The organism is Colwellia sp. BRX8-9 (assembly GCF_014077245.1).
Taxonomy (GTDB): domain Bacteria; phylum Pseudomonadota; class Gammaproteobacteria; order Enterobacterales; family Alteromonadaceae; genus Colwellia_A.
Window position 1 is genome coordinate 185,732 of the sequence record NZ_JACGVN010000005.1, and the last position, 13,355, is coordinate 199,086.

Annotated in this window: 9 protein-coding genes; 5 read left to right on the forward strand and 4 right to left on the reverse strand. The window is 38.9% G+C overall.

The window, feature by feature from the left end; genetic code table 11:
• Positions 1-14 precede the first annotated feature (14 nt).
• From H4J70_RS06160 to fldB, 3 genes are all read right to left on the reverse strand, one after another.
• Positions 15-1,076, reverse strand: coding sequence for a FecR family protein (locus H4J70_RS06160; protein WP_182242516.1), 1,062 nt, complete (start codon positions 1,074-1,076; stop codon positions 15-17).
• A 184-nt stretch (positions 1,077-1,260) separates the two neighbouring features.
• The gene (gene srmB / locus H4J70_RS06165; RefSeq protein WP_070376001.1) at positions 1,261-2,502 is read right to left on the reverse strand and encodes an ATP-dependent RNA helicase SrmB; all 1,242 of its coding nucleotides are present in this window, start codon (positions 2,500-2,502) and stop codon (positions 1,261-1,263) included.
• Between the two features lie 90 nt (positions 2,503-2,592).
• The gene (gene fldB / locus H4J70_RS06170) at positions 2,593-3,141 is read right to left on the reverse strand and encodes a flavodoxin FldB (protein WP_182216882.1); all 549 of its coding nucleotides are present in this window, start codon (positions 3,139-3,141) and stop codon (positions 2,593-2,595) included.
• 296 nt (positions 3,142-3,437) lie between these two features.
• Between fldB and dsbC the strand changes: the two genes are divergently transcribed.
• From dsbC to lysS, 4 genes are all read left to right on the forward strand, one after another.
• Positions 3,438-4,247: a bifunctional protein-disulfide isomerase/oxidoreductase DsbC gene (gene dsbC / locus H4J70_RS06175; protein WP_182221815.1), complete on the forward strand. Its 810-nt coding sequence runs from the start codon at positions 3,438-3,440 to the stop codon at positions 4,245-4,247.
• Between the two features lie 100 nt (positions 4,248-4,347).
• A complete protein-coding gene (gene recJ, locus H4J70_RS06180) occupies positions 4,348-6,093 on the forward strand; it encodes a single-stranded-DNA-specific exonuclease RecJ (RefSeq protein ID WP_182221814.1) in 1,746 nt (581 codons plus the stop codon).
• 151 nt (positions 6,094-6,244) lie between these two features.
• Positions 6,245-7,343 (forward strand): peptide chain release factor 2 gene (gene prfB, locus H4J70_RS06185; protein WP_182221813.1). Its coding sequence is split into 2 segments (ribosomal slippage): positions 6,245-6,319 and positions 6,321-7,343, totalling 1,098 coding nucleotides; the frame shifts between segments, so codons are not numbered across the junction.
• 63 nt (positions 7,344-7,406) lie between these two features.
• Positions 7,407-8,957, forward strand: coding sequence for a lysine--tRNA ligase (gene lysS, locus H4J70_RS06190; protein ID WP_070377186.1), 1,551 nt, complete (start codon positions 7,407-7,409; stop codon positions 8,955-8,957).
• A 728-nt stretch (positions 8,958-9,685) separates the two neighbouring features.
• Here lysS and H4J70_RS06195 read toward each other — a convergent pair.
• Positions 9,686-10,990: a DUF3667 domain-containing protein gene (locus H4J70_RS06195; protein WP_182250777.1), complete on the reverse strand. Its 1,305-nt coding sequence runs from the start codon at positions 10,988-10,990 to the stop codon at positions 9,686-9,688.
• A 243-nt stretch (positions 10,991-11,233) separates the two neighbouring features.
• Between H4J70_RS06195 and H4J70_RS06200 the strand changes: the two genes are divergently transcribed.
• Positions 11,234-11,782, forward strand: a complete 549-nt coding sequence (locus H4J70_RS06200) for a YkvA family protein (protein ID WP_182217566.1) — start codon at positions 11,234-11,236, stop codon at positions 11,780-11,782.
• The last annotated feature ends 1,573 nt before the right edge of the window (positions 11,783-13,355 follow it).

The window sequence follows — 13,355 nt, forward strand, 5'->3', positions numbered from 1 at the left end:
TGAGGCGTTGACCATTAAATTATGGCGTCAGTTGCTTTGGTGATAACTACAGTGTTGTGACTTGTCTTGGTATATTTTAGGTCGAAATTATAGCTAATTGAATCTAATAAAGTACCAACATCGTCTGACTTAAAATAACCGGACACTTTCATTTGGGCAAGCGCTTTATCTTTGATGGTAAATTTAACATCGGTATAGCGACTAATTTCATCAAGTGCAGTGGCCAGTGATTCACCATCAAAAATAAGTATGCCTTTTTTCCAGGAAAGTTCCTGAGATAAAGTGAGTGATGAAATTTTATTTGTCGGTGATTGAATTTTGTTGATTATAGTCGATTTTTCACCTGCAACTATAATGCTATTTTTTTGCGGAAATTGAACCGTACTGGCTATTTTTTTCGTTAATGCCGGTAATGTTTCATTCGAATCAGCGATTAATACTCGCCCTTCGGTAACAATTAACTCTAACTGATTATTATCGCTTTTTTGTACATTAAAAATGGTGCCTAAAGCGGTAAATGATTGTTGCCCAGACGTGACACTAAAGGGGCGTAATTTATCTTTTGCGACTTCAAAAGAGGCTTCGCCTTTGATCAAATTTAATTGACGATGTTCTTCACTGAAGCTAATAGTGAGTAAACTATCAGTGTTTAACTCGACATTTGAACCATCGGGTAAGGTCACTTTTTTATGCTCGCCTATTTTTGTTGAAAATTGATCATAAATAACTTCAGATGACGTTGATTGAAAAAACGAAAATATAGGTTTATTTAAAAAAAACTCACTGGTAATGATACCAAAGAAAATAACACTGGCAGCCATTGATAATTGCATGAATAATTTTTTAGAGTGAGGAGAATGTTTTTTTTCTAAAGGAAATAAACCATTAAACTCGGCAAGTAACTTAGAAATTTTGGTCGAAGGTGAGTACTTATGAAGGGCTAAGTGATGATTGTTTTCTTGATTAACCCAAGCAACAAAAGCTTGTCGCTCTTGTTGCGATAATCCTTGTTCAATGCGAGATAGCCAATACTTGGCCTGCACTTCTATTTCATTATTATATTGTATTTTAGCCATAATAAATATTTTGTCTTCATTCAATTCACGCAAACATCGATATATTTATTCGACCATGCCGTGCATCCTAGCGTAATAGCAAACGGTTTTTTATTATCAAGTAAAACTTACTTTACCTAACAAATCAATATGATAATCAGGGCTTTCAAAACTAGAAAACCCTCCTATATTTTCTACTCTACCTTTATTTCTTTTTGTTTGCACGTTTTGCTTGTTTTTTCGCCTTAGCTTTTTTCTGTGATTTACTAATTTTGATCTTAGGTTTTTTCAAGGCAACTTTAGACTCTTTATATTGTGGTTTTAAGCCTTCAATATTTCGACGTGATAAACGCTCGTCCATGTAACGTTCAATCTTGGCAATGACAGGCATATCGTGTGCTTCAACTAAAGAGATAGCCGTACCTTTATTACCCGCTCTGCCTGTACGACCAATACGATGTAAATAAATATCTGCTTTGCGTGGCATATCAAAGTTAATAACATGAGTAATGTCATCAATATCTAAACCACGAGCAGCAACATCAGTAGCAACCAATACTTTTACCATACCTGAGCGTAAACGGTTAATGGCATGATTACGTTTGTCTTGTGGCATTTTACCTTCAAGCCAAGCACAGGGGATTTCTTCAGCGTAGAGTTTTCCTGACAAATGCTGGACCGTTTCACGTTTGTTGGCAAAAACAACCGTGCGTTCAAAGCCTTCTTGTTTTAACAAGTTGATTAATAATTTAAATTTATGTTCTTTGTCATCTGCTAAGTGAAGCCATTGGTGAATTTTGGCTTTTTCTTTTCGTGATGGGTGAGACTCTAAAAATACTGGCTCGTTAAGTACTTCTTTTGAAAAACGTAAAACACCCGCACCTTCGAGGGTTGCTGAGAAAAGCATGGTTTGCTTACGCCAGCGAGCTTCACCAACAATACGGTTAATCGCATCAGAGAAACCCATATCAAGCATACGGTCAGCTTCATCAAGTACAAGAATTTCAATGTCGCGGGCTTCAAATTGTTCTGATTCAAGATATTCAAGTAGACGGCCTGGCGTAGCAACTAGAATATCGGTGTTCTTAGTTAAGACATCTTTATGGCTGTCATAACTAACACCACCAGTGATCAACCCAGTTTTAATATCAGTTAATTCAGTTAATTGTGTACATTGCTCACTGGTTTGAATAGCAAGCTCGCGCGTTGGTGACAAAATAAGTACCCGAGGAAAACCTGGGCTTTTACGCGGGTAATCTAGCAGATGTTGAGCGATAGGTAATATAAAAGCAGCTGTTTTACCTGTGCCCGTTGGCGCTGAAGCTAAAACATCTTTACCTGTCATGGCGACAGGTAAAACCAACTCTTGAATAGATGTTGGTTTTTTATAGCCAGCATTTGTAATGCCGCCTAGTAGTGCTGAATCTAGGTCAAATTGCTCAAACATAAAGTATAATTTCGGTCAGGATAATATTGCCGTGAATTATAAAGCGAAACAGGCTATTTAGCTAAAGCTAAAGCTATTTATTTTTAGTTTTTATTCACTTTCAATAATCTCAGCTATTTCTCTTTGAATTTGTTGACACCACAATGCAATACGTTCATCACTTTGTTCGTATTGATTGTCTTCATCTAATGCCAAACCGACAAATTGACTATTATCTTCGGTGAGCGCTTTAGAGGCTTCAAACTCATAACCTTGGTTGGGCCAAAAACCAATAACAAAACCATCTTGGGCGATGACTTGTTCATGCAACATGCCCAGCGCATCTTGAAACCACTCGGTATAACCAATTTGGTCACCCATGCCATAAAGGGCGATAATTTTTCCTGATAAATCTAAAGTCGCGATATCATCCCAGTGGCCCTCCCAATCTTCTTGAATTTGACCATAATCCCAAGTAGAAATACCCATGATAACCAGATCGAAATCGTCAATCTTACTTAGTGGTGTCTCTTTGATATTAAACAATTCAACGTCGAACTCTGTCTTGAACTTTGCTTTGTCAGCAAAATATTGTTGAATTTTCTCCGCCGCCATTTCAGTATAACAAGTGGTAGAACCGTAAAATAAACCAATTTTCATGAGGTAGCCTTTAGCATCTTTTTTGAGCTTAGAAGTAAGATATTGACCGATTAACATTAGGGTCACTATTTTTGCGAGAGTTTAACAGATAGTTTATATCAAGGCAGTAAAATATATATATCGTTATAAAGTGGCTGTTTACACTTATTAATAGAGTGATATGACTAGGTTTATTGCATTTTATTTCAATTCCCTGTAATTTTACTCACTAAGAAACGGTCATGTTATATAGCTCAATTAATCTTGTGTAATCACTGAGATTACCGATTGTTAGTTCTACTTTTAGGAAGTCATTAATGTTTAAGAAAATTTCCCTTGCCCTTACGGCGGTTTGTATCGGTGTTGCTGGTTTAGTGTTTGCTGTAGAGCAGCCGACTGTGGTTGCAAGTAGCGCCTCAACCACCACATCTACCATCAATAATCCTACCGAATTCGATGCGGTTCAATTAAAAGCAAAGCTTAGTTTAATGTTAGGCCTAGAAATTGATGCGGTTAAACCATCAGCTATGCCTGGTTTAGTTGAACTTATCACTAACCAAGGTTTATTCTATGCGAGTGCCGATGGTCAATTTTTCATTCAAGGTAAACTTTATGGTTTAGGCGGCAAGGTTGTCAATTATTCAGAAGCAAGTTTAGCGCAAGTTCGACTTGATGGTTTGGACAAGTTTGCTGATGCGATGATTGTCTATCCAGCAAAAAATGAAAAGCATGTTGTTACCGTATTCACCGATATCACTTGTGGCTACTGCCGTAAGATGCATGAACAAATGGATGAATATAATGAAAAAGGTATCACGGTACGTTATTTAGCTTACCCTCGTTCAGGTGTGAAAGACCGTTCGGGTCAATATTCTCAAGGCTTTAAAGATTTACGCTCTATTTGGTGTCACGAAAATCCAGCAGATGCGTTAACAAAAGCTAAAATGGGTTCAAATGTTGCACAACGTATATGTGATAAACCCATTGAAGATGAGTTTGATTTTGGCCGTCAAGTTGGGGTTAGTGGCACACCGGCTGTTATTTTAGAAAACGGTATGATGTTACCTGGCTATCAAGAACCGGATGCGCTTGTTGCTATAATTGAACAGATGAAAGCGGCAGGATAAATTATAATCGTTTGTTAATGATTTAACCTAAGTGGCAGGCCAAATAGCCTGCCATTTTGCTCTCTTAACCTCATTCAATTAATCATCAGAAACTCTCCTTATGCAAAAGCAAATAGTACGCCGTGTCAAAGTTGAAGATAACCATCTTCCCAATCATCTTCATCCACTTATTAAGCAGATATATGCCAGCCGCGGTATTGATAAGGCAATTGAACTCGAACTTAATGTCAGCCAACTCTGTGCCATTGAAAGTTTAAAAGGGATTAATCAAGGCTGTGAGGTTTTATATGAAGGCTTAGTCGCGAATAAAAACATTGCCATTATTGGGGATTTTGATGCAGATGGTGCGACTAGCACTGCATTAATGATGGAAGCTTTACGTTTGTTTGGCTGTGATAATTATCAATTCCTAGTACCTAATCGATTTATATATGGTTATGGTTTAACACCTGAAATTGTCGAAATAGCTGCTAAGCAAGGCGCTGAGCTATTAATAACCGTTGATAATGGTATTAGTTGTGTTGCCGGCGTCGCTAAAGCCAAGTCATTAGGATTAGGTGTTATTGTTACCGACCATCACTTACCGGGCATGACACTACCTGATGCCGACGCTATTATTAATCCAAACCAAGTTGGCTGTGACTTCGCCAGTAAAGCGCTGGCGGGTGTTGGTGTTGCTTTTTATTTTATGATGGCAATGCGTAAATATTTACGTGACAAGAACTGGTTCGTTGACAAAAAAATAGCAGAGCCTAATATTGCTCAACTCCTTGACTTAGTTGCCTTGGGGACCGTAGCCGATGTTGTTTCTCTTGACAACAATAATCGAATTTTGGTTGAACAAGGCTTGAAAAGAATTCGTGCGGGAGTTACGCGCCCAGGCATTCAAGCGTTGCTCGAAATAGCCGGTAAAGATCAGAAAAAGATAGTTGCTAGTGATTTTGGTTTTGCTTTGGGTCCAAGAATAAATGCCGCAGGGCGTTTAGACGATATGTCTTACGGTATTAATTGTTTGCTTGCCAAAGACCTTGCTTCTGCTCGAGTAATGGCTGCTGATCTTGATGATTTAAATAAGTCGCGCCGAGAAATCGAGCAGGGCATGCAGCAAGAAGCAGAACAAGTGCTGAAAAGCTTAAATTTTTCTGATGATAACTTACCGCACGCGATTTCTTTGTTTCAAAAAGATTGGCATCAGGGGGTTATCGGTATTGTTGCTGGTCGTTTAAAAGAAAAGTATCACCGACCCAGTATTGTTTTTGCTGGCACGAGTGATGACCTTTCACTTGAGAAAACAGGAAAAACCAGTGAAATTAAAGGTTCAGCACGCTCTATTCCTGGTTTACATATTAGAGATTTACTGGAACATATTGACACGCAGCACCCAAATATCATTATTAAATTTGGTGGCCACGCCATGGCAGCTGGCTTATCAATAGCAGAAGAAAACTTTGAAGAATTTCAGCGCTTATTAAATCAATATGCCGAGCTTTGGTTAAGCAGTGACGATCTCAAAGGTACGCTCGCCTCCGATGGCGAACTACCCACCAATGAAATGACCTTATCTTTTGCTCAGCTATTACGTGATTCTGGCCCTTGGGGACAAAACTTTATCGAACCTTTATTTGACGATAAATTTAAGCTGGTTCAGCAACGTATTGTCGGCCAGAAACATCTGAAACTGGTTGTTGAAAAAGCGGGGCAAGTTTTTGATGCTATCGCTTTTAATGTTGACTTAAGCCGTTGGCCTGACCATCAAACTCAACAAGTCCACCTTGCTTACCGTCTCGATATTAATGAATTTCGTGGCAAGCAAAGTGTGCAATTTATTGTGGAATACCTTGAATAAAAGCCTGGCGATTCATTGCTTTATTTTCAGCCAGTTTAGTCAGTTAAATCGTTTATTTAGCGATGAAATTACGCTATAATGCGCGACTATTTTATTTTATTCTTTCGGGCGTGCATCTTGACGCCAAATTTGCGATGTAAAATTATAAACTATGATTGAAGCTAACCCGGTATTAAACAAGATTAAAGACATCCGCGAGCGTACAGATATGCTTCGGGGGTATCTTTGACTACGACCAAAGATCAGAACGTTTGGTTGAAGTGGTGCGTGAATTAGAGTCACCTGAAGTTTGGAATGATCCTGAACGAGCACAAGCACTCGGTAAAGAGCGCTCTTCTCTTGAAGCCATCGTTGAAACCATTGATGAAATGGATCGAGGCTGTGAAGACGTTGAAGGTTTAGTTGAACTTGCTCTAGAAGAAGACGACGAAGAAACCTTTAACGATGCGAACGATGAAATTCAAGCGCTAGAAAAAAGTTTAGAAAAATTAGAATTTCGCCGGATGTTTTCTGGTGAACATGACGAAAACAGCTGTTATTTAGATATTCAATCGGGCTCTGGTGGCACTGAAGCACAAGACTGGGCTGAAATGTTAATGCGTATGTATTTGCGTTGGGGTGAAGCACACGGTTATAAAACAGAAGCGATTGAAGTGACTGACGGTGATGTTGCCGGTATTAAAGGGTGTACGATTAAGTATACCGGTGAATACGCTTATGGCTGGTTACGTACAGAAACAGGTGTTCATCGCTTAGTAAGAAAATCACCATTTGATTCCAGTGGTCGTCGTCATACCTCATTTGCTTCGGCATTTATTTATCCTGAGATTGACGATAATATTGAAATCGATATTAATCCTGCTGATTTACGTATTGATACCTTTCGTGCCTCGGGCGCTGGTGGTCAACATGTTAATAAAACTGATTCAGCTATTCGTATTACCCATGTTCCAACGGGCGCTGTTGTCGCTTGTCAAGCTGACCGCTCTCAACATAAGAACCGTGCAACGGCGATGAAGTTGTTAAAAGCTAAGCTCTTTGAAATGGAAATGCAAAAGAAAAATGAAGGCAAGCAAGAATTAGAAGATGGTAAATCTGACATTGGCTGGGGTAGTCAAATACGCTCATACGTTTTAGACGACAGCCGAATTAAAGATTTACGCACAGGCGTTGAAAATCGAAATACCCAAGCAGTTTTAGATGGCGATTTAGACAAATTTTTAGAAGCCAGCCTAAAATCTGGTTTATAAAGTAGAAGAGCCTTGCGTGGCAAGGTTCGACAATCAAAACTTAAAAAGTTAACGAGAAAAAAAATGACCGACCAAGCACAAGTAAATCAGCAAGATGAAAACAAATTAATCGCCGAACGTCGCGGTAAATTAGCGAAAATTCGTGAAAACTGTCCGGCTAATGGCCACCCAAACAAGTTTGACCGAAAACACTACGCTGCTGATTTACAAGCTGAGCATGGTGAGAAAGATAAAGAAACACTTGAAGCTGAAACCGCAACCTATAGTATTGCTGGTCGAGTTATGGCTAAGCGTGGGCCATTTTTGGTACTACAAGATATGTCTGGTCGCATCCAAGCTTATGCACATAAAACAGTGCAAAAAGATATTAAAGAGCGTTGGGGCACTTTAGATATCGGCGATATTATCGGTGTTACCGGCACTATGCATATGTCTGGTAAAGGCGATTTATATGTCAATATGGACGAATATCAATTACTCACTAAGTCATTGCGTCCGTTACCTGAAAAATTCCACGGTTTATCTGATGTTGAAACTAAGTATCGTCAACGCTATGTTGATTTAATCATCAATGAAGAAACGCGTAATACTTTCCTTATTCGTTCAAAAATTGTTGAAGGTATTCGTCAGTTTTTAACTGTTCGTGGTTTCATGGAAGTTGAAACGCCAATGTTACAAACTATTCCTGGTGGCGCAACGGCTAAACCTTTTGAAACTTTTCATAATGCCTTAGACATTCAAATGTATATGCGTATTGCCCCTGAGCTTTATTTAAAGCGCTTAGTCGTTGGTGGTTTTGAAAAAGTATTCGAAATTAACCGTAACTTCCGTAACGAAGGCTTATCTTCACGTCATAACCCAGAATTCACTATGATTGAATTCTATCAAGCTTATGCAGATTACATTGATTTAATGAATATCACTGAAGATATGTTACGTACTCTTGCTGAAAACGTACTAGGTAGCTCTGTTATTCGTAACACAGTTAAAAATAGTGATGGCGAAGTCGTTGAAGAGAAATTTTATGACTTTGGAAAATCGTTTACGCGCTTATCTATGGTTGATGCTATTTTATTATACGGTAACGACCTAGACGAAAACATTTTACGTAACCCAGAAGCAAACTTCGACGCACTTAAAGCTATGGCCAAAACTGTCGGTGTTAAAGAAACAGAAGCATCAAAAGTATGGGGCCCAGGTAAATACATTTGTGAAATATTTGAAGAAGTTGCTGAGCATATGCTTGATCAACCTACTTTCATTACAGAGTACCCTTGGGAAGTTTCACCATTAGCACGTCGTAATGATGACAACCCATTTATTACTGACCGTTTTGAATTTTTCGTTGGTGGCCGTGAATTAGCGAATGGCTTCTCTGAGCTTAATGACGCAGAAGACCAAGCAGCACGTTTCCGCAACCAAGTTGAAGGCAAAGATGCTGGTGACGATGAAGCGATGCATTATGATGAAGACTATATTCAAGCGCTTGAATATGGTTTACCGCCAACTGCGGGTGAAGGTATTGGTATTGACCGTTTAGTGATGCTGTTTACTGACTCACCAACGATCAAAGATGTTATTTTGTTCCCTCATATGCGTCCTTTAGCTGAGTAACCTTTATAAAGAACGCTTTTAGAAGCGTTCATTTTATTTTATAAAAGCCGGATAAGTTAATTACTTATCCGGCTTTTCTGTGTAGAAAGAACGAAGGTGTTATCAAAATGACTGAGCCTTATCCCTTTATCGTCATGCTGAATTTATTTCAGTATCTGCTTTTTGTGTTGTTAACGACGAGATCCTGAAACAAGTTCAGGATGACGGAGGTGGTATCAGGATGACGACGGACGTGTTATCAGGATGAAGGAGGTGTTATCAGAATGACTGAGGCTTATCCCTTTACCGTCATACTGAATTTATTTCAGTATCTGCTTTTTGTGTTGTTAACGACGAGATCCTGAAACAAGTTCAGGATGACGGGTGTGGTATCAGGATGACGACGGATGTGGTATCAGGATGACGGATGTGGTATCAGGATGACTGAGGCTTATCCCTTTACCGTCATGCTGAATTTATTTCAGTATCTGCTTTATGTGTTGTTAACGACGAGATCCTGAAACAAGTTCAGGATGACGGATGCTTATCCCTTTACCGTCATGCTGAATTTATTTCAGTATCTGCTTTTGTGTTGTCAACGACGAGATCCTGAAACAAGTTCAGGATGACGGGTGAGTTATCAGGATGACTTAGGTGGTATCAGGATGACGACGGATACGGTATCTGGTTGACGGAATCCATATCAGCATAACGGGCTTGTATCAGGGCAGGGTAACTGAAACTGTTAGTTAAATATCTGTTAAGCCCCAAACGAAGGCAATTACACCTGTGAAGCCAATAAGTATCATATAGGCGGTGCCGATAAACGAATATTTGATAAAGGTCAAAAAATAACCCTGTTTATAGACGCGCTTTTGCATGATAAATAAATATATCGGGATCCAAATTAATAAGGCTTTACTGGCAAATTCAATCGAGCCAGTAAGTACAGGGAGGACTGTTTCACTATAGCCAGCAAACACATCTAGTAACTCTACCAACAATATAGTAAAGAAAATAAAACTATGGCTGTGCAAGGCAACCGTTAAATGTTCCATATACAGTCGTTTGGAAAATATAAACATTATTTTTAATAAAACAGCAAAAAGAGGTAGTAAAACAAACATTAATTGCGGTAATTTTCCAATAACTTCTTGCACTAGTGGCGTTGCATCAGAGCGGAAGGCATTTTCTGCTTTCTTGATCAAAGACTTTGTAAACACATTAAGGCTTTTATTATTCTCGTCACTTAAAAAATCAAAAGACAAGGTACCATCGGCATTATTGCCTATGGTCGTAGAAGTTTTTTCTACATTATCTAGTTCCTCACCATTTTTAAATTTTGCAATATTTGAGGTTAATAAATCATAACGTTCTTTTTTATTCCCACTAAGTGCTTGTCCATCTTTAAATTGTCTTAATTCTAAATCGACAAGTGTTTTGGTCATATCAATTAACCGTTTATTTTTTTCAATACTGTAATCTTTATTAATATCGGTTAAATAGGTTTCAAATTTTGCGATACTTTTTGTTGTTTCTGACAAATCAACGGTATTGTCTGGTGAGCCATCAATGGCTTTAAGCTTGTTTTTTTCAAGTAAAATAAGCTGATCTTTGATTTGAGTGATTGATGTCTGATTGTCGCTTACCGCGAGAAGAGTATTACTGTCTGAGAGCACAAAAAATTTTAAGGTAATAAAAAAGACAATACTCACAAAAAGGTACAGACGTAGCGGAGGCACGTAATGCACGCGTTTTCCCGCAATATACTCATTAGTTAAAAAACCAGGACGAGCAACTAATGGCAATATAGTTCGGGCGGCACGAGAATCAAAACTAAAAATATCATCAAGAAGGTGTAATATCACCACCCAAAAATATTTCAATGTTGATTCTGCTTGTTGACCACACTGACCACAAAAAGGACCGTTGAGTGGCTGATGACAATTATCACAATTGTTATTTACTGAACTTCTCATGGTATCAGGCTGTTCAGAGACTGATGGCGTGATATCAAGATCACTATTTTTTTTAACTAACTCGGTATTTTGCATAAAAGTTTCAGAATAAATACAAACAATAGAACAAAATCATAGCATTATGTTTATAAAAGTGTGAATGAAAAGTTATAAATATTTACAAATTAATTGAGTTAACTGCGTGCTGTTTGTATAACTATCTGCTAAATTTACTCTAATAAGAAAAATAGGGTTGAATGTACTATGTTTACTATTATGCAAAAAAGTAAATAATAAACAAAGTGTAGTAATAGAAAAGCCAAATACAGGAGAATTATAATGGCGTTTGAAGTTAAATTTGAATTAACAGAGTCAGACTTAGACCACTTCCGTGATGTAATGCGTAAAGCACAATCAGGAGCTGCAAAACTTAGTGAAGCAGTTATTTTAAGTAACGCTAAGAGTATTAGCCAAGATATTAAAGGAAGTGTTCCAGAATTTGTCAGCGAGCGCATTAAAAAACTAGAAACTTTAGTGGCGATGATAGAAGACTCTGAATGGAAAATTCCAGCAGAAGAGCGCAGTGATGTGCTAAGTGCATTGGCTTATTTTAGTGATCCAGAAGATTTAGTACCTGACCATATTCCTGTATTAGGCTTTTTAGACGACGCCATCATGATTGAATTAGTTGCCGAAGAACTGAAAGACGATATCGAAGCGTTTCTAGAGTTTTGTGCTTATCGTAGCCGAGAAGAAGGTCGTAGTGGTGATGCTACAGTGACTCGTGAAGAGTGGCTAGATTCTAAACGTCGCGAACTTCATAGTCGTATGAGAAACCGACGCTCTACTCGTCGTAGCGGTCGCTCATCATTTCGTTCAGTTTTTTAAACACTACTTTAAAAACATTGAATTCTAAAAGCTTACTCATTTTTTGAGTAAGCTTTTTTTATGTGTTTTTTATGAGGAGATCCTGAAACAAGTTCAGGATGACGACGGACGTGTTATCAGGATGAAGGAGGCTTATCCCTTTGCCGTCATGCTGAATTTATTTCAGTATCTGCTTTTTGTGTTGTTAACGACGAGATCCTGAAACAAGTTCAGGATGACGGATGTGGTATCAGGATGACGACGGACGCGGTATCAGGATAACGGCGGTGTTATCCGAATGACTGAGGTTTATCCCTTTGCCGTCATGCTGAATTTATTTCAGTATCTGCTTTTGTGTTGTCAACGATGAGATCCTGAAACAAGTTCAGGATGACGGAGGTGGTATTAGGATGACGGAGTTGTTATCAGGATGATGGGTGTGTTATCAGGATGACGACGGACGCGTTATCAGGATGAAGGAGGCTTATCCCTTTGCCGTCATGCTGAATTTATTTCAGTATCTGCTTTTGAATTGTTAACGACGAGATCCTGAAACAAGTTCAGGACGACGGACGCGTTATCAGAATGAAGGAGGGGGTATCAGAATGACTGAGGCTTATCCCTTTACTGTCATGCTGAATTTATTTCAGTATCTGCTTTTGTGTTGTTAACGACGAGATCCTGAAACAAGTTGAGGATGACGGAGGCGGTATCAGGATGACGGCGGACGCGTTATAAGGATGAAGGACAACGGAGGTGTTATCAAAATGACTGAGGCTTATCCCTTTACCGTCATGCTGAATTTATTTCAGTATCTGCTTTTGTGTTGTTAACGACGAGATCCTGAAACAAGTTCAGGATGACGGAGGTGGTATCAGGATGACGACGGATGTGGTATCAGGATGAAGGAGGGGGTATCAAAATGACTGAGGCTTATCCCTTTACCGTCATGCTGAATTTATTTCAGTATCTGCTTTTTGTGTTGTTAACGACGAGATCCTGAAACAAGTTCAGGATGACAGAGGTGTTATCAGGATGACTGAGGCTTATCCCTTTTCCGTCATGCTGAATTTATTTCAGTATCTGCTTTTGTGTTGTCAACGATGAGATCCTGAAACAAGTTCAGGATGACGGATGTGGTATCAGGATGACGACGGACACGTTATAAGGATGAAGGAGGTGTTATCAGAATGACTGAGGCTTATCCCTTTACCGTCATGCTGAATTTATTTCAGTATCTGCTTTTTGTGTTGTTAACGACGAGATCCTGAAACAAGTTCAGGATGACGGATGTGGTATCAGGATGACGACGGACGCGTTATAAGGATGACGGATGAGTTATCAGGATGACGACGGATGTGGTATCAGGATGAAGGAGGTGTTATCAAAATGACTGAGGCTTATCCCTTTGCCGTCATGCTGAATTTATTTCAGTATCTGCTTTTGTGTTGTTAACGATGAGATCCTGAAACAAGTTCAGGATGACGGATGTGGTCTCAGGATGACGACGGACGCGTTATCAGGATGACGGAGGGGGTATCCGAATGACGGATGAGTTATTAGGATGACGGATTAGTTATCAGAATGACTGAGG

Coding starts and splice junctions, on each gene's coding strand:
- dsbC (WP_182221815.1), top strand. CDS start 3,438: ATGTTTAAGAAAATTTCCCTTGCCCTTACGGCGGTTTGTATCGGTGTT.
- H4J70_RS06160 (WP_182242516.1), bottom strand. CDS start 1,076: ATGGCTAAAATACAATATAATAATGAAATAGAAGTGCAGGCCAAGTAT.
- fldB (WP_182216882.1), bottom strand. CDS start 3,141: ATGAAAATTGGTTTATTTTACGGTTCTACCACTTGTTATACTGAAATG.
- H4J70_RS06200 (WP_182217566.1), top strand. CDS start 11,234: ATGGCGTTTGAAGTTAAATTTGAATTAACAGAGTCAGACTTAGACCAC.
- recJ (WP_182221814.1), top strand. CDS start 4,348: ATGCAAAAGCAAATAGTACGCCGTGTCAAAGTTGAAGATAACCATCTT.
- srmB (WP_070376001.1), bottom strand. CDS start 2,502: ATGTTTGAGCAATTTGACCTAGATTCAGCACTACTAGGCGGCATTACA.
- H4J70_RS06195 (WP_182250777.1), bottom strand. CDS start 10,990: ATGCAAAATACCGAGTTAGTTAAAAAAAATAGTGATCTTGATATCACG.
- lysS (WP_070377186.1), top strand. CDS start 7,407: ATGACCGACCAAGCACAAGTAAATCAGCAAGATGAAAACAAATTAATC.